Below are 26,566 nucleotides of genomic sequence, written 5' to 3'. Positions count from 1 at the left end.
AACCTAGTGTTGGAATGGAGAGATAAGCTTAGGCCGATGTGTAATATTATAAATAAAAAGGCTATTTTTTATAAATGTGCGTTGCAGAAAGAGGTTGTTGCAAAGCACTCAATAATAGTCGCTAAAATAGAGATAACTTTAGTGATTAGTGATAAAAAAACGCCAGTGATATCACTGGCGTTTGTTATAACGTTGATTGAGAGTAAGTTAATTACTCGTCAAGGAAGCTACGTAATACTTCAGAACGGCTTGGGTGGCGTAATTTACGCAGTGCCTTTGCTTCAATCTGACGAATACGTTCACGGGTAACATCAAACTGTTTACCTACTTCTTCCAAAGTATGGTCAGTATTCATATCGATACCAAAACGCATACGCAGGACTTTCGCTTCACGTAATGTTAAACCAGCTAATACTTCGTGCGTTGCCGAACGTAAGCTTTCTGATGTTGCAGAATCCAGTGGTAATTCGAGAGTCGTATCCTCAATAAAATCACCTAAATGTGAATCTTCATCGTCACCGATTGGGGTTTCCATGGAGATTGGTTCTTTAGCGATTTTCAGTACCTTACGGATTTTATCTTCAGGCATCAGCATGCGTTCAGCAAGCTCTTCTGGTGAAGGTTCACGTCCCATCTCTTGCAACATTTGACGAGAGATACGGTTCAGTTTATTAATCGTTTCGATCATGTGAACAGGAATACGGATTGTGCGTGCCTGATCAGCGATTGAACGAGTAATTGCTTGGCGGATCCACCATGTTGCGTAAGTTGAGAATTTATAACCACGACGATATTCAAATTTATCAACCGCTTTCATCAGACCGATATTCCCTTCTTGGATCAGGTCAAGGAACTGTAAGCCACGGTTGGTATATTTTTTCGCGATAGAGATAACTAAACGTAAGTTCGCTTCAACCATCTCTTTTTTCGCACGACGTGCTTTTGCTTCACCGATAGACATACGACGGTTAATATCTTTAACTTGTTCGATTGTCAGACCAGTTTCAACTTCAATTTGTTGTAGCTTTTGTAAGCTACGTTGTACTTCTTCTTCAATACCTGCCAGTTTTTCAGACCAAGGTTTATTCATTGCACGAGCGGCAGTGAACCACGTGTCATTGGTTTCGTTACCGGTAAACAGCGTAATGAAGTTTTTCTTAGGCATCTTAACTTGATCAACACAAAGACGCATGATGTGACGTTCTTGAGTTCGTACTCGGTCCATCATGTCACGCATGTTGTTAACCAGATAGTCAAACTGTTTCGGTACTAAACGGAACTGTTTGAAAATTTCAGATAACAATAAGATTTCAAGTTCGGTGTCTTTGTGGTTACGACCTTTAGCCTTGATAGTCTGGCGAGTTTTTTCATATTGTTCACGAAGCTCAGTAAATTTCTGGCGAGCTAACTCAGGATCGATGCTGTTATCATCATCGCTATCGCTGTCATTATCACCATCTTCATCTTCGTCTTCATCTTCGTCTTTAGCATCGTCAACGTCATCGTCACTTTTGCCTAAATTGACCACTTCATTTTCTGCCACTTCTTCGGCATTTGGGTCGATAAACGCAGTAATTAAGTCAGAAAGACGTGCTTCACCAGCTTCAACACGATCGTATTGTTCAAGAAGATAAGTAATTGCTTCTGGATATTCAGCAACAGAGCATTGAACTTGGTTAATACCATCTTCAATACGTTTTGCGATATCAATTTCACCTTCCCGGGTAAGCAATTCAACCGTACCCATTTCGCGCATATACATACGCACAGGATCAGTTGTACGGCCAATCTCAGATTCTACACTAGAAAGTACCTGAGCCGCGGCTTCTGCCGCATCATCATCAGTGTCATTTGAATTTTCTGCCAGCATCAGATCATCGGCGTCAGGTGCTTCTTCCATAACCTGAATGCCCATGTCGTTAATCATCTGGATGATGTCTTCGATTTGATCTGAATCGACGATATCTTCCGGCAGATGGTCATTGACCTCAGCATAGGTCAGGTAGCCTTGCTCCTTACCTTTAGTAACAAGTAGCTTCAGCTGTGACTGCGGGTTTTGCTCCATAAGACGGTATCCACACTTCAAAGTAATTTGGGTTGGTGTCGGTCGGCGATAACTGTTCAGCCAACAATAACTACGGAGGGGCATTTTCATTGTCGATTGCTACGGTCCCCTCAGCGTAGCAAATGTAGGTTTTTAGTACCTACCGATAGCGGCAATTAAGCCGTGTTTTTAATCTTAATTCTGTATTCTGTATTTACTTTTTAACGCGTGCCTGTATTATCAATTGGACTTCTTCGCGTTCATCTTGCGTTAGGCCTTCTGTTCTCTCTTTTGCAATAAGAGCGTTTAAACGTTCGTCCATTGCGGTTAGAAAAAGATGATCTAACGTGTCTGTAAAGGTTTTTTCTGCAATCTCATCTATATCTATATCGTTCCACATTGCCAACTTTTCAAGCTGTTTACCGAATTTATTCTCTCTGTAGAGTTCAATAATCTGCCCTGTATTAAGGCCTGGTTGTGCTTGGCAAACTGAAACAAGTTCAATAAAGAGTGACAAACCTGCAATTTTTTCTGTATTCAATCCCTCAAGAGGGGGTACTAATTTAGAGAATTCTGGGTTTTGTATCAATAGGGCAATTAATATACGCATGGGTGTTGGGCGTAATATTGTCGGTTGATACGATAGTTCGTGATTTACCGATGTTCTACCAAATAAACGATCCATTTGCTCAATGTCGGGATTTCCCGTTAAGCTTCCAAGCTCTCTTAATAAATATAGACGTAAAGTTTCACTTGGGATCTTATCTATTAATGGTCGAGCTAAACTGTATAACTTACCATTGCCTTCTTGAGTACTTAGATCCACTTGCGGAACGAGTGAATCAAACAGGAATTCTGATAATGAATGCGCTTGCTCCATACGTTTTTCAAAGGCGTCTTTACCTTCACGACGTACCAATGAATCTGGATCATCTCCTTCAGGTAAAAACATAAAACGTAAAGAACGGCCATCATTTAAAAAAGGAAGTGCAGTTTCTAATGCACGCCATGCGGCATCACGTCCTGCTCTATCTCCATCATAGCAACAAATAATGTTATCCGTTGTCCTAAAGAGCAACTGAATATGTTCTGCTGTTGTAGAGGTTCCTAATGAGGCAACGGCATAATCAATACCAAACTGCGCTAATGCCACAACATCCATATAGCCTTCAACAACTAATAGCTTTGTAACGTTATTATTAGATTGTTGTGCTTCGTAAAGGCCGTAAAGTTGACGGCCTTTATGGAATATCTCTGTTTCTGGTGAGTTCAAATATTTAGGTAAATCATCGCCTAAAACACGGCCACCAAAGGCAATAACACGACCACGTCTATCTCTAATGGGAAACATGACTCGCTGGCGAAAACGGTCATAAGTACGACCATTATCGTTAGTTATTACCATGCCTGCTTCAAGAAGTAGGGCTTTATTATCGGCATTTTGACCAAATCGCTTTAGGACATTATCCCAGCCACTTGGTACATATCCAATAGAAAAACGACTAATAATATCTTCACTAAGACCACGGTGCGTGAGGTAATTTCTAGCTTCCTGAGCATCGGGCTTATTGAGTGCGCTACTATAATACTGATTCAATTTCTCCATCACTTGATAGAGATTTTGTCTTATATGTCGTTCAATTGGGCTACTGCCAGTCCCTGATTCATAAGGAACTTCTAACCCATGCATTGCTGCTAACTCTTCAATGGTTTCGACAAAATCGAGCCTGTCGTAGTTCATTAAAAAATCAATAGCATTGCCATGCGCACCGCAACCAAAACAGTGATAAAATTGTTTGTCGCTATTTACTGTGAATGAGGGCGTTTTTTCGTTATGAAACGGACAACACGCTGAATGATTTTTGCCTTGTTTTTTTAACGGCACACGAGCGTCGATAAGATCGATGATATCGGTTCGAGCCAGCAAATCATTAATAAATGAACGTGGAATTCGTCCAGCCATAAGCCCTTTTACGCCTGTTGTTGAACGAGAATAAGCCGCGCTCTCATAAGAAAGCACGGCCTTTAACTGCGACTACAGTGTCTGCATATGTTGCGGTATAAGCCGCAAAATATTAATACAGACGAGTACGACGTGCGTTTTCGCGAGCTAATTTTTTAGCGTGACGTTTTACTGCTGATGCTTTAGCGCGTTTACGCTCAGTCGTTGGTTTTTCATAAAACTCACGACGACGAACTTCTGCTAATACGCCTGCTTTTTCACAAGAGCGTTTGAAACGACGAAGAGCAACGTCAAATGGCTCGTTTTCACGTACTTTGATTACCGGCATGTGCCTCTCACCTCAATAGAAATCGGTTTGCGCTGGCATTATTTAAGCCAGCCGACATTTAAAATGGTGCGGAATTTTACTTCAAAGCAGGGCACTTTGTAAAGAGATGCACAAAATTGAAACGCAAACTCTCACTTTTGTGTCTTTTTAGTGAGTACACAAAAAGCGAAAGTCGCTAACCACACATTTAAATCACTTAAAATAGGTGAATAATTATAGACCAGAAAAAGGAATTTGTCACATGCTGGTATGTAAAAGATGTTGCGAAGGCGTATAAAATCACCGAAATAATGGTACAATTGATTTATTACGCGTGTCTGCGAAGAAGAATTTGGAAGCGTTATGCGAGTTTTAGGTATTGAAACATCTTGTGATGAAACCGGTATTGCAATTTATGATGATAAGGCCGGTTTATTAGCGAATCAACTTTATAGTCAAATTAAACTGCACGCTGATTATGGTGGTGTGGTGCCTGAGCTTGCTTCGCGGGATCATATCCGTAAAACAGTGCCTCTTATCCAAGCTGCACTAAAAGAAGCAAATTTAACGGCAAAAGATATTGATGCGGTTGCTTACACAGCAGGCCCAGGTCTTGTTGGCGCATTACTTGTGGGGGCAACTATCGGGCGTTCATTAGCTTTTGCATGGGATGTTCCCGCTATTCCGGTTCATCATATGGAAGGCCATTTATTAGCACCAATGCTTGAAGAAAAAACGCCTGAATTTCCTTTTGTCGCGTTGTTAGTGTCAGGTGGTCACACACAATTAATTAGTGTGACAGGAATAGGTGAATACGCTTTATTAGGTGAGTCTATTGATGATGCCGCTGGAGAAGCTTTTGATAAAACAGCTAAATTACTGGGACTCGATTATCCCGGAGGCCCTGTATTATCGAAAATGGCACAACAAGGCACCGAAGGGCGATTTGTTTTCCCTCGCCCAATGACAGACCGACCTGGTCTTGATTTTAGCTTTTCAGGCTTAAAAACGTTTGCTGCTAATACCATTCGCCAAAATGATGACTCAGACCAAACTCGTGCTGATATTGCTCGTGCTTTTGAAGATGCTGTCGTTGATACTTTGGCGATAAAATGTCGTAGAGCTTTAGAGCAAACCGGCTTTAAGCGTTTAGTGATGGCAGGTGGCGTGAGTGCAAATCGTACATTGCGAGCTAAAATGGAAGCGGTGATGAAGCAATTAGGTGGGGAAGTTTTCTATGCTCGTCCTGAATTGTGTACCGATAATGGCGCCATGATCGCATTAGCAGGCATGATCCGTTTTAAAGGCGGTACTGAAGGCCCTCTAAGTGTGACGGTTAGGCCTCGTTGGCCATTAGCGCAATTGCCTGCACTGGAAAATAAATAGCGTATCAGTATAAAGAAAAGCCACTATTAAGTGGCTTTTTTGTGCAATTTATCTTTAGGTCTGAGTGAGATTAATCTTCTTTTTCTTGCTCTTTAGCTTCTTGAATAATCTCTTTTTCTGTTTTTTCTGTTTTCTTTTTTAACTTATGCCAGATCCGGCTTTCTTGGCCACGCCATAAACGTTGAATATTGTCGTGATGACGGTAAAGTACCAGACATGATAGTAAAGCAACGGGATAAGTGAATTCTGGCTTAAACCACCAAACATAAAAAGGGGCAAGCAATGCGCTGATAATAGCGCCAAGCGATGAATAGCCACTGAGTAATACGGTGAGTAACCAAGTTCCAGCAATAAGGCCACTTAAATCCCAACCAATGGCGGCAATAGCCCCAAAGGCCGTAGCAACCCCTTTTCCGCCTTTAAAGTGGAAGAAAACGGGGTAGATATGACCAAGACAAGCAGCGATGGCAACAATGCCGAGGTAAAAAGGAGGCACATTTAAATAATAGGCGAGCCAAACAGGGATCATCCCTTTTAGGACGTCACAGATAAGAACTGCCGCAGCGGCTGCTTTTCCACCAATACGTAGGACGTTGGTCGCTCCGGGATTGCCAGAGCCAAATTTTCTTGGATCAGGTAATCTTGCCAGTCGGCAAATCAATATCGCGCTGGAGATTGAGCCGCACAAGTAGGCGAAGATGATCATTCCAAGTGCGTTAGCACTCATTTGTATTCTCCAATGTTTATGTAAGTTCGTTAGGCATGTATGGATAATACGCATATTTCATCGGAAGTGGTATCCGATGAGCAGAAAAAATAAGAGATGACGTGATGGATATCGTATTTATTGAGCAATTATCAGTAATAACCACAATCGGTGTTTATGATTGGGAAAAAAACATAAAACAAAAATTAGTGTTCGATATCGAAATGGAATGGGATAACAAACGCGCATCCCAAACCGATGATGTTGCTCATTGTTTAGACTATGCCAGTGTAAGTAATGCAATCATTAATTATGTTGAGACACGATGTTTTGAGCTGGTTGAACGTGTTGCAGAAGAAGTGGCGCAGCTCTTGATAACTCAATTTTCTGTGCCTAGAGTAAAAATTAAATTAGCTAAACCTGGTGCAGTAGCTCAAGCGACAAGTGTGGGGGTAATTATTAAGCGTAAGGCTTAATTATTCGTTATCCTGATTAAGTCGCGATTTCCATTCTATAATCGCGACTTCTCGTTGTTTTGTTAACGCCTCTCGTATTGCACTGCCTTTTAATCCACTTTCAATTATTGGTTTTATATCTACGCTATTGGCTATTGCAAAAGCTTGGCAAAGAAACGTGCGCTGAGGATAAACGAGATTTTCTAATCCTTTGCGTCCTCTTGCATCAGCTTCACTCACCATCGCTAATTGCTCAACCCGTTCAGGTTTTCGCCATGCATCAATGGCATCAAATAAGCGGATTATTTTAGAAGGGCGCATTCTATCAATACGATGGATATGATCGTGAAATTTTGCTGTTAAGCGAGCCAGATCACGAATATGGTTTGGAATACGATAGCGTTGGCATAATGCTTCAACTAAAGGTACACCTGCTGGACCATGTCCATGATGATGAGGCCATTTTTCAGGTGGTGTTAATCCTTTTCCCAAATCATGACATAAAGCACTAAAGCGTACAGCAATATCATTTGTTAATTGGCTAGCGATATTAAGTACCATCATAGCGTGAAGGCCGGTATCAATTTCAGGATGCCATTTTTCAGGGGCAGGAATACCAAACAGGGCATCAATTTCAGGGAAAAGAATTTTTAAAGCACCACATTGGCGTAAAACTTCGAAGTAAACCTGAGGTGCAGGACTCTCAAGGGCCTTTTCAGTCTCTTTCCAAACGCGTTCTGCCGTTAATGCATTTAGTTCGCCACTTTGCGCCATTACTTTCATTAACTGCAGCGTTTCTGGTGCTACGCTAAAATCTAAAGGCGCAAATCGAGCCGCAAATCGTGCAACACGTAGAACTCTTAAGGGATCTTCTGAAAATGCGTCAGAGACATGGCGAAGTAATCTTGCATTGATGTCATCTATGCCGTGATAAGGGTCGACATATTCGCTATCGGCAGAATAAGCAATAGCGTTAATGGTGAGATCTCGACGGGCTAAATCATCTTCTAAGGTAACATCTGGTGCCGCGTAGCAGGTAAATCCCGTGTAGCCAGAGCCTGATTTTCTCTCCGTGCGCGCAAGGGCATATTCTTCGTGTGTATCAGGATGAAGAAAAACGGGAAAATCTTTCCCAACTTGTTGATAGCCTTGTTGTAACAGCTCTTCAGGTGTTGCGCCGACAACGACCCAATCTCTGTCTTTTACTGGCATCTGTAATAATTGGTCACGTACAGCGCCACCAACCAGATATATTTTCACGGGATCATGATTCCTTTTGGCTGAATGTTAGTTCATCCAACGATCGTTGCGTTTACGGCGACGAGGAATGATATGCGGAAGGATCAGACCAAAAATAAGACCTGCACCGGCAACACCTCCACCATACATAAACCACTGTAAGATGATGTCGCGTTGTCTGTCATCTAACTGTTGATTAGCAAAATCAAGTTTTTTCTCAGCAACAGCAAGTTTTGTTCTCATCTGCTCATTTTCTTTTTTCAATCCGTTGATAATGTCATCGCTGTTTGAAACTTTATTTTGCATATCTATAGTACGTTGATTCCAGCTTTGATCGATATTCGCCAGTTTATCGCGCAGTGTTTGGATCTCTTTTTCCATAGCAGGAATACGAGTACGCATGCTTGGTTGGGTACTCAGTTGGTTTTCTGGCAACCAAACAGTACGATCTTTATCGTCTTTAATTTGTACATAACCCGTTGCCGCATTACGAGAAAGTACAGTCACTGTTGAACCTGAATTTAAAGAGCCAACAATTCGATACTGATTTCCTGGTCCACTATGCACATAAGTGGATAATTCATCGGAAACATAGCGAGTTTCTGCGTGTGAGCTCAGAGAGATACCTAAGCCAAGTAAGGAAATAAAAAGTAAGGGTAATTTTCGCATTATGTTTTCAACTTTTTTATCTATACAAGAGAATATTTTTACTGATACTAAAGAGTAAAGTTTGCGTAAGCAAATAGTAAACCAGAATGAGAACAGTCTTAACTGGTAGAATATAGGGATAATCTGCCTTTTATTCATTATTGTTATTAGGCTATCACTTGCTAAATGAAAATGCGTCAAATATTTTACTAATCAATTGATTTACTTAAGGGAAATAGAATGAGCCAATTAGAAACTGAACTCAAAATGAGTGCCATACCTGCCGCTATTCCTCATATTATTCAGCGCATTCTGACTTTACCACATCAGCATTCTGCTCCTAAAAAGCTGACTAATCTTTACTTTGAGACTGCTGATAATCAAATTCGTCGTTGGGATATGGGATTACGTATTCGTGGTGTTGATGAAAGTTATGAGATGACGATTAAAACAGCAGGCAACGTCGTTGCTGGGTTACATCAACGTCCAGAATATAACGTTGAATTAGCACAACCTAAATTAGAATTAGCGCGTTTCCCTACTGAAATTTGGCCAGAAAAGACTGATATTGCTTTATTGGAATCTCGACTTAATGTGCTATTTCATACGGATTTTTATCGTGAAATCTGGCTTGTCGAGTACCAAAATAGCCAAATTGAGGTGGTTTTAGATAAAGGCACGATCCGTACCGAACAATATGAATTACCTATTGAAGAGTTTGAGCTAGAACTTAAAAAAGGCAATGTGTCAGATGTTATTGCATTAGCGACGTATTTAGGTGAAAAAGGCGGATTACGCCTTGCCTCCCGCAGTAAAGCTGCGAGAGGCTATTATCTAGCAAAAGATAAACCATCGTTATCGTTGAGTGTAGTAAACCTTTCTCCCAGTGATACAACAGCTCAACAACTCACTAAATGGCTAAGTGCAATACAGGCATTGGAAGAGGCCATTTTTGCTAATCCAATTCCACCAACAATTACTATGCCAGCAATGTTAGCGTTATTTTCTGACTGGTGTAAAAAACAGGCTGATTTGCCTGCTTCTATGCAACATTCACTCAATGCCATTTCGCCGTTAACATTTACAACTGCAACCGACTATTATCATGTTTTATGGTTGAACTTTAAGTTATCTTCTACGGCATGGTTATTGTCTATTGCTTAATTTCCTGACAACGTGAGAGTCTATTTATGTCTGTTATCAGTGTATTTCAATCATTGTGGGATAAAGCACAGTGTGGGTTTTCTGCTCAATTAAATGCGTTAGCGCCTTTTAGTGAATCAGAGCAACAGTTTTTTGCTTTTAGCCCGTTTGCAACAGAGCATTTACGCGTTAATCCTCAATGGTTGACTGATATCAGGAAAAATCCCCCCTCGGGTGTTGAATGGCAGAATTATGAAACTCAATTAACAGCTATGTTAGCCAATATTGATAATGAAGATGCTGTTATGCGGATATTGCGTCAATTTCGTCATCAACAATTAATACGAATAGCATGGTTACAATTTTTCCAATTAGTCGATATACCTTGTGCGCTAAAACACTTAAGCGTACTGGCTGAAACACTCATTTGTGTTGCAAGAGATACGCTTTATCAGCAATGTTGCCAACAATGGGGAACGCCTTGTGATAGTGAAGGTAAACCTCAACCATTGCTGATTTTAGGCATGGGGAAATTAGGCGGATTTGAACTTAACTTTTCTTCCGATATCGACTTAATTTTTGCTTATCCTGAAAATGGATTTACACAAGGTGGACGTCGAGAACTTGATAATGCCCAGTTTTTTACACGATTAGGCCAAAAGTTGATTAAAGTACTGGATCAACACACTATTGATGGCTTCGTCTATCGTGTTGATATGCGATTGCGTCCATTTGGAGAAAGTGGGCCTTTGGTAATGAGTTTTGCAGCGCTTGAAGATTATTACCAAGAGCAAGGGCGAGACTGGGAGCGCTATGCAATGATCAAAGCGCGCGTATTAGGGGCAGAAAAGAAAGCGTATTGCCAAGTTTTACGTCAAATGCTACGTCCTTTTGTTTATCGTCGCTATATTGATTTCAGTGTTATTCAATCGCTACGAAATATGAAATCCATGATAAGTCGTGAAGTACGTCGCCGTGGCATGATTGATAACATCAAACTCGGTGCAGGTGGAATTCGTGAAATCGAATTTATTACACAAGTTTTTCAGTTAATTCGCGGTGGCAGAGAGCCTGATTTACAGAGTAACTCACTATTAACAGTATTAAAGGCGATCACAACGCTTGAATTATTAACAGAAAAAGAAACCGCGCAATTAGCTGAAAGCTATCTCTTTCTTCGTCGATTAGAAAACTTATTACAATCCATTGACGATCAGCAAACGCAAACCTTACCAGATAGTGAAGAGGATAAAGCACGACTCACTTTTGCCATGGGATATGATAACTGGGAAATGCTTTATCAAGAAATTAACCACAAAATGCAAGCCGTTTCTGTTATTTTCACGCAATTAATTGGTGAAGAAGATGAAAATGAAGAAGAAGATACTTCTGAGTTTAAACGTCTTTGGTTACTTGGACGTTTGCCTGAAACTTCGACATTATTTCATCAATCACTCACCGTTGAGTCACTGAATGCGATTAATCAGACATTACAGATATTTCGCCAAGATATTGGTAAGCGAACGATAGGACCAAGAGGGCGAGATGTTCTTGATACATTAATGCCAAAATTATTGGCTAAGATTTGCCAGCAATCTCCAGCGTTAGTCATGTTACAACGAGTCACCCCGTTACTATTGAGCATTGTCAGTCGCACAACCTATTTAGAGTTGATGCAAGAGTCTGATGAAGTTCTCACTCATGTCATACGATTATGTGCAGCATCTCCAATGATTGCGGAACAGTTGGCACTTCATCCTTTACTGTTAGATGAATTGCTTGATCCTAACTCCCTCTACCAGCCACTACCTTTAGATGCGTATCGTGATGAGTTACGTCAATATTTATTACGTGTGCCAGAAGAAGATGAAGAGCAACGACTAGAAGCACTACGCCAATTTAAACAAGCGCAATTGTTGCGTATTGCAGCGGAAGATATTACAGGGGTATTACCTGTGATGAAAGTCAGCGATCACCTGACGTATCTAGCGGAAGCCATCATTCATGCTGTTGTTCATCAAGCTTGGTCGTATATGGTGAAACGCTATGGTGAGCCTGAACATTTAGCCAATCGTGATGGGCTGGGATTTGCCGTTATTGGGTATGGTAAATTAGGGGGATGGGAATTAGGGTATAGCTCTGATTTGGACTTGGTGTTTTTATTAGATTGTCCAATGAATATCGTGACAACGGGGGCAAAAAAGATTGATGCTCGTCAGTTTTACCTGCGCCTAGCTCAACGCATTATCCATTTATTTAGTACGCGAACTTCCTCTGGCGTATTGTATGAAGTCGATGCGCGTTTACGTCCATCTGGTGAATCAGGAATGCTAGTAAGTACGATCCAAGCTTTCGATGAATATCAGAAAAATGAAGCATGGACATGGGAACATCAAGCCTTAATTCGTGCAAGAATGATTTATGGGGATGACCAATTACAACAGATGTTTTCTCGTATTCGCCACGAAACATTGTGTCTTTCACGTGATGCCAATGTATTACAACATGAAGTCCGCGAAATGCGCCAAAAAATGGTGAAACATCTTGCACCAACACAAGCTGACAAGTTTGATTTAAAAAACTCATCAGGCGGTATTACAGATATTGAATTTATCGCACAATATTTGGTATTGCGTTTTTCTCATCAATATCCCGCATTAACACGGTGGTCTGATAATGTGCGTATTTTTGAGTTAATGGCAAAATACCAAGTCATGGATGAGGACGAAGCGCAAGCTTTAACACATGCTTATGTCACATTGCGTAATGAATTGCACCATCTTGCGCTACAAGCGTTACCTGCGATTGTGGATAATCATTGTTTTATTGTAGAGCGAGAACAGGTATTAAAAAGTAAACAAAAGTGGCTTGGTGAGCAAGAATAAGGGAGGGATAGCTGGAACGCTTATGAGTATCTCTTTTTGCTTAACAAGTTATGGTATTATTTCGGCTTATTTTAAAAATAAATGTGGAGTATGGGATGAAAGTAACGCTGCCGGATTTTAATAAGGCCAATGTACTGGTTGTCGGTGACGTCATGTTAGACCGCTATTGGTATGGCCCTACGAGCCGTATTTCACCAGAAGCCCCAGTACCAGTGGTCAAAGTGGATACCACTGAAGAGCGCCCGGGTGGTGCAGCAAACGTGGCAATGAATATTGCTTCACTCGGTGCTAATTCACGTTTAGTGGGGTTAACGGGAATTGATGAAGCCGCAAAAGCATTGAGTAATACATTAAATCAGGTCAATGTACGCTGTGATTTTGTCTCTGTTGCAACCCACCCAACTATTACAAAATTACGTGTACTTTCACGTAATCAACAATTAATCCGTCTTGATTTTGAAGAAGGGTTTAGCAATGTTGATCCTCAACCTATCTTTGAACGTATTCAACAAGCGTTACCTTCTATTGGCGCACTGATTTTATCAGATTACGCAAAAGGTGCGCTTTCCCATGTTCAAGAAATGATCCAACTTGCAAAGAAAGCCGGTGTTCCGGTATTAATCGACCCTAAAGGGTGTGATTTTGAGCGTTATCGTGGTGCAACGTTATTAACACCGAATATGTCAGAATTTGAACAAGTTGTCGGCGTTTGCAAAAACGATGATGAGCTGGTGGAAAAAGGTACGCAATTAGTTCGAGATTTAGAACTTGATGCTTTACTGATCACTCGTTCTGAACGTGGAATGAGTCTTATTCGTGCTAATGAAGCGCCGTTACATTTACCAACACAAGCTCAAGAAGTTTATGACGTTACTGGAGCGGGTGACACAGTTATTGGTGTATTAGCAACCTCTTTGGCCGCAGGCAAACCTTTAAGTGAAGCTTGTTTCCTAGCGAATGCTGCCGCTGGTGTTGTTGTTGGCAAATTAGGAACATCGACGGTCTCACCTATTGAACTGGAAAATGCCATTCGTGGTCGTGCCGATAACGGTTTTGGTATTATGGAAGAAGAGCAATTAAAACAAGCGGTTGAATTAGCACGCCAGCGCGGTGAGCGCATTGTGATGACTAATGGATGTTTTGATATTCTTCACGCAGGCCATGTTAGTTATTTAGCAAATGCACGTAAATTAGGTGATCGCCTTATTGTCGCTGTAAATAGTGATGCATCGACTAAACGATTAAAAGGTGAAACACGTCCTGTTAACCCATTAGAACAGCGTATGACAGTGCTCGGGGCCTTAGGTGCAGTAGACTGGGTTGTTGCGTTTGAGGAAGATACACCACAGCGCTTAATTGCCTCTGTTTTACCAGATATTTTAGTCAAGGGTGGGGATTATAAACCAGAAGATATCGCGGGTAGTAAAGAAGTTTGGGCTGCAGGCGGTGAAGTAAAAGTGCTAAATTTTGAGGACGGCATTTCTACAACGAACATTATTAATGCGATTAAAAAGAAGTAATGGCATAAATTAACGACGAAAAGCACTCTTTAGAGTGCTTTTTTTATAATAAAGGCTCCAATTATTATAAATTTTTAATGATACTTTTATTAATGATTATTGTTCTCTTTTTAAATGATACTCAACAATATAATCTTGAGTGTTTCTATACATAATTGAATAATTAATATAATCGCCCTGAGTGCTATATGATAATGTGCTGAGTCTTAATATTGGAATGTTAGTTTCTATTTTTAATAATTGACAAATATTGTTATCAGGCATAATAGGGTGAAAAGTTTCATAACTTCCTGATATTTTTATTTGGCAAATATTTTCAATAAAATCAAATTTAGAACCTTCTAAATGGGTTAAGGTTAAATTGCGAAAATATTTAACAGGCATGTAACTGTCTTCAACAATAAGCGGCTTATTATCGACGTAACGTATTCGCCTTGAATAAAAAATACGTTCATTTGAGTTGATGCGTAATTTACTGGCTATAGATAAAGGGCAGGGAATAACACGAAATTCTATGACTTCACTTTTTACATTGTGACCAGTATTTGCCATTAGTTCGACAAAGCCTTTTAGGCTAGCATTTTCATGATGAACATCTTTCTCTTTAATATAAGTGCCAGAACCATGTTTTCGTTCTAATAACCCTGCGGTCACTAATAAATCCACCGCTTTACGTATTGTCATTCTCGATACGTTGTATTGTTGTGCTAATGATTTTTCTGCTGGTAAAGGGTCACCAATTTGGTATCCAGCCGAATTTATTTGAATTCTTAGGCTTTTTGCAACGTCTTTATAGATCACTTTTATACTTCTTTTTATTCTTAAAATAGGCTCTCTCTATTTAATCTACCTGAATCTAATCTTTTGATATATAGCATAATCATTTATAGCTCTAAAATGTGAACGCTATCAAAAAATAAAAAGTGATCTGCTTTTTGACTAAAAATGAGATCACTTTGCTTGAAAGATTAGTATGAATCAGATCACGAATAACTCATTTTAGGTGAGAGAATAAAGAGAAAAGAACCTAATCTGAGTTTACAGAAGAAAAATGAATTAAATAGCATGTCGTTTCAGTAGCAGTAAATAAGAGGATATTTTTATGCTCAGTCAAATACAACGATTTGGTGGAGCCATGTTTACCCCTGTCCTGCTATTTCCATTTGCAGGTATTGTTGTAGGCATTGCCATTTTATTACAGAATCCATTATTTATTAGTGAAGATTTATTAAGACCCGATAGTTTATTTGCCCAAATTGTTCATATTATTGAAGAGGGGGGATGGACGGTTTTTCGTAATATGCCTCTTATTTTTGCAATTGGCTTACCAATCGGTTTAGCTAAAACTGCACAAGCAAGAGCTTGCCTTGCTGTAATGGTGAGTTTTCTCACTTGGAATTATTTTATTAATGCAATGGGAATCGTTTGGGGAAGTTATTTCGGCGTAGATTTTACAAATGAAATCGGCGGAAATAGTGGCTTAACAATGATAGCTGGAATTAAAACATTAGATACCAGTATTATTGGGGCGATTATTATTGCGGGTATAGTTACAGGTATTCATAATCGTTATTTTGATAAACAGCTTCCTGTCTTTTTAGGTATATTTCAAGGAACTTCGTATGTTGTATTAATTAGTTTCTTTGTTATGTTACCGTTAGCGTGGATAACATTATTTTTCTGGCCAAAAGTGCAAATTGGTATTCAATCTTTGCAAGTATTTATGGTTGAATCCGGCTCTTTAGGTGTTTGGATATATACCTTTCTTGAACGTATTTTAATTCCTACTGGCTTACATCACTTTATTTATGGTCCATTTATTTTTGGTCCCGCAGTCACTGAACATGGAATTCAAGTTGATTGGGCTCAGAACATGCAATATTTCAGTCAAAGCACTCAATCTTTAAAAGAACTTTTCCCAGAAGGTGGCTTTGCACTGCATGGTAATAGCAAAGTATTTGGTTCTATTGGTATAGCGCTTGCTCTTTACTTTACTGCGGCTCCTAAAAATAGAGCGAAAATTGCCGGTTTACTTATTCCTTCAGCATTAACGGCGGTATTTGTGGGAATAACAGAACCTTTAGAGTTTACGTTCTTATTTATCTCACCGTTATTATTTGCCATTCATGCCGTACTTGCAGCCACTCTTGCGACAACACTTTATCATTTTGGGGTTGTCGGAAATATGGGCGGAGGGATCATCGATAATTTCCTTCCTATGAATTGGATCCCCATGTTTCATAACCATTACGGAATGATTATAACGCAGATAGTCATAGGTCTTATTTTTACCATGATTTGGTTTGTGGTGTTTAGAACATTAATTATCAAACTTAATTTAAAAACACCAGGTCGTGAAGAGGATGATGAAGAGATCAAGCTCTATAGCAAACAAGATTATAAAAATAAAAAGTCACAGGTTTCAGATAGTTCAAAAACAGCAAAAGAAGACCGCAAACTGGCACTGCCTAAAGGTATTCTTGAAGGCTTAGGGGGCGGTGCAAATATCAAATCGTTAAATAACTGTGCAACACGTTTACGTATTGAAGTGATTGATAACGAAGTAATTGAAACAGATGCCTATTTTAAAGGGCTCGGTGTACATGGTGTGGTGCGTAAAGGTCATGCATTGCAAATCATTATCGGGCTACATGTTTCTCAAGTGAGAGACAAAATTGAACAACTGATGAAAGAAGATACACAAAAAATCACCTTGTCGGAGGCTATATAATGAAGAAGTTCTCAGTCGTAATTGCAGGTGGCGGTAGTACATTTACACCCGGTATTATTTTGATGCTACTAGAAAATTTAAAACGTTTTCCTTTAAGAGCCATCAAATTTTATGACAATGATGCCGAGCGGCAAGAAACCATTGCTAAAGCTTGTGAAATTATTCTTACTGAAAAAGCACCTGAAATTGAGTTTTGCTATACCACAGATCCTAAAATAGCTTTTACGGATGTTGATTTTGTTATGGCTCATATTCGTGTTGGTAAATACCCAATGCGCGAAAAAGATGAAAAAATACCTTTACGTCATGGCGTGTTAGGGCAAGAAACCTGTGGGCCTGGTGGTATTGCTTATGGTATGCGTTCTATTGGTGGCGTATTAGAATTGGTTGAGTATATGGAAAAATATTCACCAAACGCATGGATGTTAAACTATTCTAATCCAGCAGCCATTGTCGCGGAAGCGACTCGCCGCTTAAAACCGAATGCAAAAATCTTGAATATTTGTGATATGCCAATTGGTATTGAATCTCGTATGGCACAAATTGCAGGATTAAAATCACGCAAAGAGATGCGTGTCCGTTATTACGGTTTAAATCACTTTGGTTGGTGGACACAGGTTGAAGATTTACAAGGTAATGATTTACTGCCAGTTATTCGTAAACATGTTGCGGAACATGGGTATATTCCCAAAGTGGCAGGTGAGCCAGTTGAAGCGAGTTGGAATGATACATTCGGGAAAGCAAAAGATGTGTGGGCACTAGATCCATCAACGATGCCAAATACTTACTTGAAGTATTATTTGTTCCCTGATTATGTCGTTGCGCATTCTGATCCTCATCATACGCGTGCGAATGAAGTGATGGAACACAGAGAAAAGAATGTTTTCAATGCTTGTCGAGCCATTACAGCAGCAGGTAAATCATCAGCAGGCCATCTTGAGATAGATGAACACGCTTCTTACATTGTCGATCTTGCAACTGCGATCGCATTTAATACTCAAGAAAGAATGTTATTGATCGTTCCTAATAACGGATCGATTATTAACTTTGATCCTGAAGCAATGGTTGAGATCCCTTGTATTGTAGGAAGTCATGGACCAGAACCTTTAGTCATGGGAAAAATACCATTATTCCAAAAAGGGATGATGAGCCAGCAAGTTGCGGTTGAAAAATTAGTGGTAGAAGCGTGGATCGAAAAATCCTATTTGAAACTTTGGCAGGCCATTACGATGTCTAAAACAGTACCGAGTGCGACTGTCGCAAAAGCGATTTTAGATGATTTAATTGAAGCGAATAAAGATTATTGGCCAGAGTTAAAATAACGAGTAATTAATTACGAGTACATAAAAATAACCCTGTGTCTTAGTAAGATACAGGGTTTGGCTTTATTAATAAAGAAAAAACTAATAAAGTGAACAGGTTAGGCTTTATTTTCTGTTTGATTTTCTACTTTAATTTCAACTTCTTCAACTTGGAGAACTTCAGTTTGAGGTTTTGTAAGCAGACTCGCTTCTAGCTCATTTAAACGTTGTTCTAAACGATTAAGTTTTTCACGAGTACGTAATAAAACTTGAGTCTGTACATCAAACTCTTCGCGATTAACTAAATCCAACTTGTTTAATTGAGATTGCAGAACAGTGCGGATTTTTTTATCAATATCATCACCAAAATCTTTGATGCCTTGTGGCAGAACGTTTTGGATTTGGCGCGCTACTTGTTCAAGTTTTTTCGGGTCCAACATAGGAAATCCTCACAAATAAAATAGAAAGCTAGGGCTAAGTGTAATATGAGGGCTGAGGGAATAAAACCAGATATCAGGATTATTGTTACTTTTTTAGTATAAATAGTTAAATAATCGTATGTCATAAATTGATTATGTGATTAAACAAGTATTGTCGTGGATTGATGATTGCCTCTTATAATTTTAAAGCGTATAGTTTCCTCGTTAATCTCAGGGCGGGGTGAAAGTCCCCACCGGCGGTAGATACTTGAATATTCAAGTAAAGCCCGCGAGCGCTTTGTATTGCCATTGTAATACAAAGGTCAGCAGATCCAGTGTGATCCTGGAGCCGACAGTTAAAGTCTGGATGGGAGAGAATAAAATAGCATCAGTAGGATCATTGTATCCATTCCTGTTGTTTCTGCTTATTATTTTTATTAAGCAGAGATCCACTCCTAAGACTGCCCTGGTTCTGGTAACTTTCATTAATTATTGAGGTTTTTTTACCATGAATCAGACGCTACTTTCCGAATTCGGTAATCCATTTGAGCGTGTTGAACTTGCTCTTAAAGCCCTTCGTGCTGGTAAAGGCGTGATGGTGCTCGATGACGAGAACCGCGAAAATGAAGGCGATATGGTTTTTGTCGCAGAAACAATGACTACAGAACAAATGGCGATGTCTATTCGTCATGGTAGTGGCATTGTATGCTTATGTATTACAGAAGAACGTCGTCAACAACTTGATTTGCCTATGATGGTGGAAAATAACACCAGCCATTTCCATACGGCATTTACAGTAACGATTGAAGCGGCGCAAGGTGTAACAACAGGGGTTTCGGCATCAGACCGTTTAACTACGGTACGAGCAGCCGCTGCTGATAATGCAAAACCAAGTGATTTAAATCGTCCTGGTCATGTATTTCCATTACGTGCGCAACCGGGTGGTGTGTTAACACGGGGTGGACACACTGAAGCATCGATTGATTTAGCAACATTAGCTGGTTTTAAACCTGTTGCTGTGTTGTGCGAGCTGACGAACGATGATGGCACAATGGCAAGAGCACCTGAAGTGATTACTTTTGCTAAAAAGCACAATATGCCTGTGCTAACTATTGAAGATTTAGTGGCTTATCGTCTTCGTGAGGAGAAAAAAGCTGGCTGAAATTAACATGTTATAACTGACACTGAAAACACACACACTTATTCAAGCCACTTAAAAAAACTTAAGTGGCTTTTTCATATTTTTTGAATAACTATTTCATACTTCTTTGACTATATTTCAAGTAGGAAGGCGCTATGCTAACGCCATAAGATCACAAGCCATAAGAGGTGATTATGGACACAAAAATGATGCCAGCGCTGTTTATTGGGCACGGTAGCCCAATGAATGTATTAGAAGACAATACATATACTCGCCTCTGGTCAAAATTAGGGGAAACGCTTCCTCAACCTAAAGCGATTTTAGTCATTTCAGCCCATTGGTATACCGATGGAACTTACGTAACAGCAATGTCGCAACCAAAGACAATTCATGATTTTTATGGGTTTCCAGCTGAGTTATACGCAATAGAATACCCGGCACGAGGCTCGATAGGTTTAGCTGCATTGATAGAAGATCTGATTGATCCGATTAAATTAAAACTCGATATGGACCAATGGGGATTAGATCATGGAAGTTGGGGAATACTCGAAAAAATGTATCCCAACGCGAATATTCCTGTTGTTCAATTAAGTATTGATGCACACCAATCAGCGCAATGGCACTATGAGTTAGGGCAAAAGCTGGTTGAATTACGCAAAGAAGGTGTTTTGGTTATTGGTAGCGGTAATATCGTTCACAATTTAAGAATGATGGATTGGCAAAATAGCAATGCAACGCCTTATCCTTGGGCATTAGCCTTTAATGAGGCAATCGAAAACAGCTTACGAAGCGATAAAGTACCAGAAGTACTATTTACGATTTTATCAACAGAAGAAGGGCGATTGGCACATCCTACTCCCGATCATTTTTTACCTGCGTTGTATCTATTAGGTTTAAAACAAACGGGTGAAAAGGTAACAGTGCTGAATAATGATATTGTGAATAAATCACTAAGTATGATGACGTTTCAAATTGGATAAAATCACCCAATAAAACCTATTGATATAAGCAAAAGGCTAAATTCCTTTTATGGAATTTGGCCTTTTTTATTGATAACGAAACCTATTTTGAATAAAAAACACCTTACCGCTTATAAGCAATAAGGTGCTCAACATGATTTTAAGATTTCTATTAATCTAAAATAATATGTGGATAGAAGCGTGAGAGATCTTGCGTGATAAGCTCTTTATCTTCTCTAATGCAAATACCCGCAGATTGATCATTAACCAGCCAGCTACCAATTAAGGTATAGCTATCGCCAAATTTCGGCAGTGGGTGGAAATCTTGGACAATAAAGCCTTCTTCACCGTAGGGACCATCTGCGACAGCAATATCTTTACCATTTTCAACAATACGAATATTTGCACCTTCGCGTGAAAACAATGGCTTGATAACATAGCGTGATAATGACTCAGGCGCTTTGCCATCATAAAAATAAGCAGGTAGAAGATTAGGGTGTTTAGGGAACATTTCCCACAGCATTGGCAGTAATGCTTTATTGGAAATAATACTCTTCCAAGATGGTTCTAACCAACGAATACCTGCATCAGCTAATTTAGTTGAGAAGTCTTCGCGGAACATAAATTCCCATGGGTAAAGTTTAAACATATTGCTGATGATTTGATCTTGTAGATCGGTTAACTCACCACGTTCGCCTAAACCCAGATCTTCAATAAAGACAAAGTCAGTCGTGACTTGAGCTTCTTCAGCACAATCTTGTAAATATTGAACGGTACCGCGATCTTCGTCAGTGTCTTTGCAACAAGACATATGCAGATAACGCATTCCATATTGATCACGTAGCTCAGCAAAGCGATCAATTAACTTTTCTTGAATACTATTAAATTGATCAGCATTCTGCGGTAAACGGCCTGCGTTAACTTGATCTTCAAGCCAGATCCATTGAAAAAAAGCAGATTCATACAGTGAGGTTGGAGTATCTGCATTATTTTCTAACAGTTTTGCTGGACTTCTACCGTCATAGGCTAAATCAAGACGTGAATAGAGTGAAGGTTGAGATGATTTCCAAGAGTCACGCACAAAATCCCAACAGTGACGCGGGATTTGAAAACGTGTTAATAACTCTTCACTATTGGCGACTTTATCCGCGACTTGTAGGCACATCTGATGAAGCTCTTCCGTGGTTTCTTCTAACGTTTCCACCTCTTCCATTGAGAATTGATAATAAGCATCTTCAGACCAATAAGGTTCGCCATACATGGTATGAAAGTTAAAACCAAATTCAGTCGCCTTTTCACGCCAATCCGGGCGTTCAATAATATTTTCACGTTTCATGGCGTTAATTAACCACCTGAACGGTAAGAAGATGAGCCGGTTGAGCTACGGTTATTATTTGTTGCATTGGTACGTTGAGCTGCTGCTTGTCGTGATACGGTATTACCAAAGCCACCACGCGTAATGGTTGAAGTTGTTGAAGGTTTTGGGGTCATAGCTGTTTTGGGGACGTTCATCTGACGGCCACCCACAGCAGGACCATAGTTACGGCCTGTCGCATCCACAAATTTACCATTTGCAGGGCTTGTTGGATTACGTGAACTAAATAAAGGTTGCGCTGGTGCGCCACCGCCCATAAGGCGTCCCATCATATAGCCTGCCATTAATGGCATAAAGAAGCTACCACCTGAGTTAGCTTGTGCCATTTGCGAGCTATCTGGATTTAAATTATTTGCATTTTCAGTACTAACAGGTTGCCCATCAATTGAGGCTGTCTGCGTACATTGTGCATCACCAAACTCAGCGACACAGTCTTCTAATGTTGCGTATTTAGGTGCTGTACGCTGTGCTTCTTGCAATGCTGTACGATAAGAGTCTTCACACTGCGCTGCTTGTGAAGGATTGGCTTGAGCACATTCTTGTGCATTCATATACAGTGAAACTGTTTCATCACTCTCTTCACATCCTGAAAGCGCGAATACAGCAGTGATGGCGATTGCAACAGGCGCCAGACGATAAGGACGAAATGCTTTACGGAAAGCATCACGATTAATCGATTTGGTACGTTTCATTGGCATATTGATAAGATCCATAAAAGGTAAAACGTTCAAAATAAAAGCTAGGATAGGATAAATAGTCTAGAAAATAAATAAGAAACGCCTAATCATCAGGGATAACCAGAAATTTGTGATCTTTATAAGGTTAAGTGTTATGGAATTAGGTAAATCTTCTCTTTTTAACTTAATTGTGATTAAGGTATTGGGTAATACAAGAAGATAAATATTGTCGACAATTCAAATTAATACATAACTCAACATCTTATTGTAAAAATACAACATAAAAAAAACCGCTTATCAGTTTATCGCTGAAAGCGGTTTTTTAATATGACTAATTGATTAATTTAAAGCTTAAGGTCTCACGTTTAGCGTAGGATTTGTTAACGGGCGAATAATGCTATCTGGTGAAGTTGAAACTTCTTCCCCTAGTGCATTATTGAGCTGAATTAAGTCATTTTCGTTTAATGTGCCACGTGCATATTCAATATTTAATTGGTTAATTAAATAGTCATAACGTGCGTTTGATAATTTCTGTTTTGCATCGTAAAGCGTGGTAGTGGCATTTAACACATCAACGATAGTACGAGTTCCCACTTGGTAGCCAGCTTCGGTTGCATCTAATGAACTTTGCGCAGAAACAACGACTTGTTGATACGCTTTGATGCTACTGATTGATGCAGAAATATTGTTATAAGAAGAACGCGCAATTTGAACGATAGAACGGTAAACAGATTCTAATTGTTCACTTGCACTGGTAAATCCATATTGTGCTTGTTCAACTTGTGAGCTTGTTCTGCCACCGGTATATAGCGGAATGCTAACAGACAAACCAATACTATTTTGACCGCTGTAACTATTGCGACTATTACCTGCCGTTGCTGGAGGTAATGCGCTACCGTGACTATGGCTATTTGATACACCTGTTGATGCATTTAAATCGACAGTTGGTAAGTGGCCAGCTTGGGCTAATCGAATATTTTCGCGTGCTAAATCTTGGCCCAAACGTGCACTTAATAAACTTAAGTTACGTTCTTCCGCATCTTTTAGTAGTTTATCAATAGAGTCTGGTGATGTTGTTGAAAAACGACTGATGTTTAGAGATGCAAGATTTATGTAATAGATGCCACTGACTTGGCGTAGTTTTTCTAATGCATTATCTAATTGATTTCGGCCAGCGACCTCTTGTGCCAGTACGCTATCGTAATTTGCACGCGCATTTTGTACGTCAGTAATAGCCACTAACCCTACGTTAAAACGTTGTGTTGTTTGATCTAACTGGCGGTAGACTTGTTCTTTTTGCGCTTCGATAAATGATAATGAATCGATAGCACGCAAAACATCAAAATAAGCAGTAGCTGTATCTAAAATCAGTTTTTGCTGACTAGTTTGATAAGTGACATCGCTCATGCCCGCTGTTTTTTCTTGCAGGTTTAATTGGCGCCATAACGACATGTTAAACACGCTTTGAGTCAGCGTTAAGCTTGCCCCGATAGAATTAGATTCGGTATCTCTTGCATCACGGTAGCCACTTTTATAATCAGCAGATGCACCTAATCCTAACTGTGGTAATAATGAGCCACGAGCTTCATTAATTTTTTCAAAAGCTTGATTTCGTTCCGCTAATGACTTACGTAACTCAGGGTTACTGTCCTTTGCTTTTTGATAAACTTGAAGCAGATCCTCAGCCTGGCTTGCAGAGCTGAATCCTGCCAAACTCATCGTGATCAAAAGAGAGAGCAGTTTTTTCATTTTAATTCCTTGTTGCAACAGTTTCGCTGAGTTGCCTCTGTTAATCTTGATTGGGGATAATTCTAGCAGATTGTTTCCCTAAGTAGGGGTAGCCATTTGTGCCATATCCTTTTATTTTAGATTAACTTTACATGAATTGTTGGCAAATTTCTTTAAATCTGTATTAAACGTAAGCGATAAAAAAGACTCTTAAATATAACTTAAGGAACATTGTATGAAGAAAAGGGAAAATATACCATTTTTATACGGTCAGAATGCGGTGAAATTGTTAGGTAAACGAGATTTATACAAAAGCTTTTTCCGTATGACTGAATATCGCTTTAAGCATCGTTTGTTTGAAGGAGGGTGGAGTGAAGAAGTCAAACGTGAAGTATTTGAGCGAGGCAATGCGGGTGTTTTGTTAGCTTATGATCCTAAACGTGATGAAGTCGTATTAATTGAGCAAATTCGTATTCCTGCGTATGAAACTAGCGAGACACCTTGGTTACTTGAAGTGGTTGCAGGTATGGTTGAACAAGGCGAAAGCCCAGAAGATGTTGTTAGACGTGAAGCCCTAGAAGAAGCTGGTGTTGAAGTGGGGCGGTGTGAGCCCATTATCAGTTACCTCTCTAGCCCTGGAGGCACCAGTGAAAGAATGTATGTTTATGTAGGCGAAGTTGATGCAACTACCGCAAAAGGCATTCATGGATTAGCTTGTGAGAATGAAGATATTCGCGTTCATGTTGTCAGCAGAGAACAAGCTTATCTTTGGGTTGAAGAAGGCACTATTGACAATGCTGCATCCGTTATTGCGATTCAATGGTTACAACTTCATCATGTCGCGTTAAGGACGCGTTGGTTAGCCATTTAATGCATTAATCAATCATTAAGGGGTGTTTTTAATAATATTATCAAGTAGAGTAATTATCTCTAAGTATACGATATCAAATGAATTAAATTGTAAAATGAAGTGAAAAAAACGTGATTGAAAGCGAGAATATTTCTCACTAATCTTTTGAAATGTGTATTAGTTGGCAGATCTTTACTACGAAAATACGTTAACATAACGGCTAATGAGAGTGAAACAAGGAAACCTTTTGGAAAGCCAGTTTGAATTATCGGTGAAACACAAAAACACCGTAAGAATATTACAAATCACAGACACCCACCTCTTCGCTAATGTGGAAGATACTCTGCTGGGCATTAATACCTATCGTAGTTATCATGCTGTATTAAATGCAATTAGAGAACAGGGCCTTGAGGTTGACTTGATTGTTGCGACAGGTGATTTAGTCCAAGATCAAACCTTTGATGCTTATCAGCATTTTGCTGATGGCATTGCGACGCTAACACCGCCTTGTGTTTGGTTGCCAGGTAATCATGACTATCAGCCTGCGATGATTGATGCATTAAATCAAGCAGGTATTTTGTCGGCAAAACAAGTGTTGATTGGTGATAGTTGGCAAATGCTATTATTAGATAGCCAAATTCAAGGGGTTCCTCATGGGGAGTTATCGGATTGTCAGCTAGATTGGCTAACACGCTGTCTTGAAAGCCAAAAACACAGAGATACAATTATTTTGTTGCATCATCATCCTATGCCTTCTGGGTGTACATGGCTAGATCAACACAGTTTAAGAAACTCTCAAGAATTGGCGGAACGTTTAAAAGGTCACACTCAGGTGAAAATGATGCTTTGTGGTCATATTCATCAAGAAATGGATGAAATGTGGAATGGTATTCGTATGCTGGCAACACCGTCCACTTGTATCCAGTTTCGACCTCATTGTACGAATTTTACATTAGATACTGTTTCTCCAGGTTGGCGCTATTTAGAAATGTCGCTCTCATCGGATGAAAAAGGGAAAGTTGAGACGCAGGTCTATCGGTTAGCAGGTACTGAATTTTGCCCTGATCTTGATGCGGATGGCTATTAAGT

Annotated in this window: 22 protein-coding genes and 1 riboswitch; of the genes, 11 read left to right on the top strand and 11 right to left on the bottom strand. The window is 39.7% G+C overall.

The window, feature by feature from the left end; all coding sequences use genetic code 11:
- Positions 1-211 precede the first annotated feature (211 nt).
- The 3 genes from rpoD to rpsU form a co-directional block, all read right to left on the bottom strand.
- Positions 212-2,065: an RNA polymerase sigma factor RpoD gene (gene rpoD, locus GWI97_RS00915; RefSeq protein WP_036934184.1), complete on the bottom strand. Its 1,854-nt coding sequence runs from the start codon at positions 2,063-2,065 to the stop codon at positions 212-214.
- A 193-nt stretch (positions 2,066-2,258) separates the two neighbouring features.
- Complete coding sequence (dnaG, locus tag GWI97_RS00910) at positions 2,259-4,007, bottom strand: DNA primase (protein ID WP_036934182.1); 1,749 nt, start codon at positions 4,005-4,007, stop codon at positions 2,259-2,261.
- Positions 4,008-4,119: 112 nt separating this feature from the next.
- Entirely contained in the window at positions 4,120-4,335 is a 216-nt protein-coding gene (gene rpsU, locus GWI97_RS00905; RefSeq protein WP_001144069.1) for a 30S ribosomal protein S21, read from the bottom strand.
- Between the two features lie 342 nt (positions 4,336-4,677).
- Here rpsU and tsaD point away from each other — a divergent pair, with 342 nt between their 5' ends.
- On the top strand, positions 4,678-5,700 hold the full coding sequence (gene tsaD / locus GWI97_RS00900; protein ID WP_036934179.1) for a tRNA (adenosine(37)-N6)-threonylcarbamoyltransferase complex transferase subunit TsaD: 1,023 nt from the start codon (positions 4,678-4,680) through the stop codon (positions 5,698-5,700).
- 70 nt (positions 5,701-5,770) lie between these two features.
- Here the strand turns inward: tsaD and plsY are convergent, their stop codons facing one another.
- Positions 5,771-6,427, bottom strand: coding sequence for a glycerol-3-phosphate 1-O-acyltransferase PlsY (gene plsY, locus GWI97_RS00895; protein ID WP_023582777.1), 657 nt, complete (start codon positions 6,425-6,427; stop codon positions 5,771-5,773).
- Positions 6,428-6,531: 104 nt separating this feature from the next.
- Between plsY and folB the strand changes: the two genes are divergently transcribed.
- Positions 6,532-6,882 carry a bifunctional dihydroneopterin aldolase/7,8-dihydroneopterin epimerase gene (folB, locus tag GWI97_RS00890; RefSeq protein WP_161751809.1) on the top strand — a complete coding sequence of 117 codons (351 nt, stop codon included), beginning with the start codon at positions 6,532-6,534 and terminating at the stop codon, positions 6,880-6,882.
- Here folB and GWI97_RS00885 read toward each other — a convergent pair whose 3' ends face one another.
- Together GWI97_RS00885 and GWI97_RS00880 are read right to left on the bottom strand one after the other, a co-directional pair.
- A complete protein-coding gene (locus GWI97_RS00885; RefSeq protein ID WP_036934175.1) occupies positions 6,883-8,121 on the bottom strand; it encodes a multifunctional CCA addition/repair protein in 1,239 nt (412 codons plus the stop codon).
- A 27-nt stretch (positions 8,122-8,148) separates the two neighbouring features.
- Positions 8,149-8,769 (bottom strand): TIGR04211 family SH3 domain-containing protein, encoded by a 621-nt coding sequence (locus GWI97_RS00880; protein ID WP_036934173.1) that lies wholly within the window; start codon positions 8,767-8,769, stop codon positions 8,149-8,151.
- 219 nt (positions 8,770-8,988) lie between these two features.
- On the opposite strand from GWI97_RS00880, the gene GWI97_RS00875 reads away from it, so the two are divergent.
- The 3 genes from GWI97_RS00875 to hldE all read left to right on the top strand — a co-directional run bounded on the left by GWI97_RS00875 (position 8,989) and on the right by hldE (position 14,296).
- Complete coding sequence (locus GWI97_RS00875; protein WP_103005093.1) at positions 8,989-9,912, top strand: CYTH domain-containing protein; 924 nt, start codon at positions 8,989-8,991, stop codon at positions 9,910-9,912.
- Between the two features lie 26 nt (positions 9,913-9,938).
- On the top strand, positions 9,939-12,776 hold the full coding sequence (glnE, locus tag GWI97_RS00870; protein WP_161751804.1) for a bifunctional [glutamate--ammonia ligase]-adenylyl-L-tyrosine phosphorylase/[glutamate--ammonia-ligase] adenylyltransferase: 2,838 nt from the start codon (positions 9,939-9,941) through the stop codon (positions 12,774-12,776).
- A gap of 95 nt (positions 12,777-12,871) precedes the next feature.
- Entirely contained in the window at positions 12,872-14,296 is a 1,425-nt protein-coding gene (hldE, locus tag GWI97_RS00865; protein ID WP_036934165.1) for a bifunctional D-glycero-beta-D-manno-heptose-7-phosphate kinase/D-glycero-beta-D-manno-heptose 1-phosphate adenylyltransferase HldE, read from the top strand.
- 96 nt (positions 14,297-14,392) lie between these two features.
- On the opposite strand, the gene GWI97_RS00860 is transcribed toward hldE, so the two are convergent.
- A complete protein-coding gene (locus GWI97_RS00860; protein WP_115370690.1) occupies positions 14,393-15,097 on the bottom strand; it encodes a GntR family transcriptional regulator in 705 nt (234 codons plus the stop codon).
- A 301-nt stretch (positions 15,098-15,398) separates the two neighbouring features.
- Between GWI97_RS00860 and GWI97_RS00855 the strand changes: the two genes are divergently transcribed.
- Together GWI97_RS00855 and GWI97_RS00850 are read left to right on the top strand one after the other, a co-directional pair.
- Positions 15,399-17,027, top strand: coding sequence for an alpha-glucoside-specific PTS transporter subunit IIBC (locus GWI97_RS00855; protein ID WP_087803488.1), 1,629 nt, complete (start codon positions 15,399-15,401; stop codon positions 17,025-17,027).
- Positions 17,027-18,349, top strand: a complete 1,323-nt coding sequence (locus GWI97_RS00850; RefSeq protein ID WP_036934159.1) for a 6-phospho-alpha-glucosidase — start codon at positions 17,027-17,029, stop codon at positions 18,347-18,349. Before GWI97_RS00855 ends, GWI97_RS00850 begins: the two co-directional genes overlap by 1 nt.
- A 98-nt stretch (positions 18,350-18,447) precedes the next feature.
- On the opposite strand, the gene ubiK is transcribed toward GWI97_RS00850, so the two are convergent.
- Positions 18,448-18,768 carry a ubiquinone biosynthesis accessory factor UbiK gene (gene ubiK, locus GWI97_RS00845; RefSeq protein ID WP_036934157.1) on the bottom strand — a complete coding sequence of 107 codons (321 nt, stop codon included), beginning with the start codon at positions 18,766-18,768 and terminating at the stop codon, positions 18,448-18,450.
- Positions 18,769-18,970: 202 nt separating this feature from the next.
- Positions 18,971-19,130: riboswitch (FMN riboswitch) on the top strand.
- A 125-nt stretch (positions 19,131-19,255) separates the two neighbouring features.
- Between ubiK and ribB the strand changes: the two genes are divergently transcribed.
- Both ribB and ygiD read left to right on the top strand, forming a co-directional pair.
- Entirely contained in the window at positions 19,256-19,909 is a 654-nt protein-coding gene (gene ribB, locus GWI97_RS00840) for a 3,4-dihydroxy-2-butanone-4-phosphate synthase (RefSeq protein ID WP_036934155.1), read from the top strand.
- Positions 19,910-20,082: 173 nt separating this feature from the next.
- Complete coding sequence (gene ygiD / locus GWI97_RS00835; protein ID WP_036934153.1) at positions 20,083-20,868, top strand: 4,5-DOPA dioxygenase extradiol; 786 nt, start codon at positions 20,083-20,085, stop codon at positions 20,866-20,868.
- Positions 20,869-21,019: 151 nt separating this feature from the next.
- Here ygiD and GWI97_RS00830 read toward each other — a convergent pair whose 3' ends face one another.
- The 3 genes from GWI97_RS00830 to tolC all read right to left on the bottom strand — a co-directional run bounded on the left by GWI97_RS00830 (position 21,020) and on the right by tolC (position 24,648).
- Positions 21,020-22,183: a glutathionylspermidine synthase family protein gene (locus GWI97_RS00830; RefSeq protein ID WP_036934151.1), complete on the bottom strand. Its 1,164-nt coding sequence runs from the start codon at positions 22,181-22,183 to the stop codon at positions 21,020-21,022.
- An 8-nt stretch (positions 22,184-22,191) separates the two neighbouring features.
- The gene (locus tag GWI97_RS00825; RefSeq protein ID WP_036934149.1) at positions 22,192-22,920 is read right to left on the bottom strand and encodes a DUF1190 family protein; all 729 of its coding nucleotides are present in this window, start codon (positions 22,918-22,920) and stop codon (positions 22,192-22,194) included.
- Between the two features lie 330 nt (positions 22,921-23,250).
- Positions 23,251-24,648 carry an outer membrane channel protein TolC gene (gene tolC / locus GWI97_RS00820; RefSeq protein ID WP_103005091.1) on the bottom strand — a complete coding sequence of 466 codons (1,398 nt, stop codon included), beginning with the start codon at positions 24,646-24,648 and terminating at the stop codon, positions 23,251-23,253.
- A 214-nt stretch (positions 24,649-24,862) separates the two neighbouring features.
- Between tolC and nudF the strand changes: the two genes are divergently transcribed.
- On the top strand, positions 24,863-25,498 hold the full coding sequence (gene nudF, locus GWI97_RS00815; RefSeq protein ID WP_161751803.1) for an ADP-ribose diphosphatase: 636 nt from the start codon (positions 24,863-24,865) through the stop codon (positions 25,496-25,498).
- A gap of 226 nt (positions 25,499-25,724) precedes the next feature.
- Positions 25,725-26,564 (top strand): 3',5'-cyclic-AMP phosphodiesterase, encoded by an 840-nt coding sequence (cpdA, locus tag GWI97_RS00810; protein ID WP_036934143.1) that lies wholly within the window; start codon positions 25,725-25,727, stop codon positions 26,562-26,564.
- Positions 26,565-26,566 lie beyond the last annotated feature (2 nt).

The sequence above is a fragment of the Proteus sp. G2300 genome (assembly GCF_009915965.1).
In the GTDB taxonomy this organism is placed as follows: domain Bacteria; phylum Pseudomonadota; class Gammaproteobacteria; order Enterobacterales; family Enterobacteriaceae; genus Proteus; species Proteus vulgaris.
The sequence above is the reverse complement of the archived record's forward strand: the minus strand, read 5'-3'. Positions and strand labels throughout refer to the sequence as shown.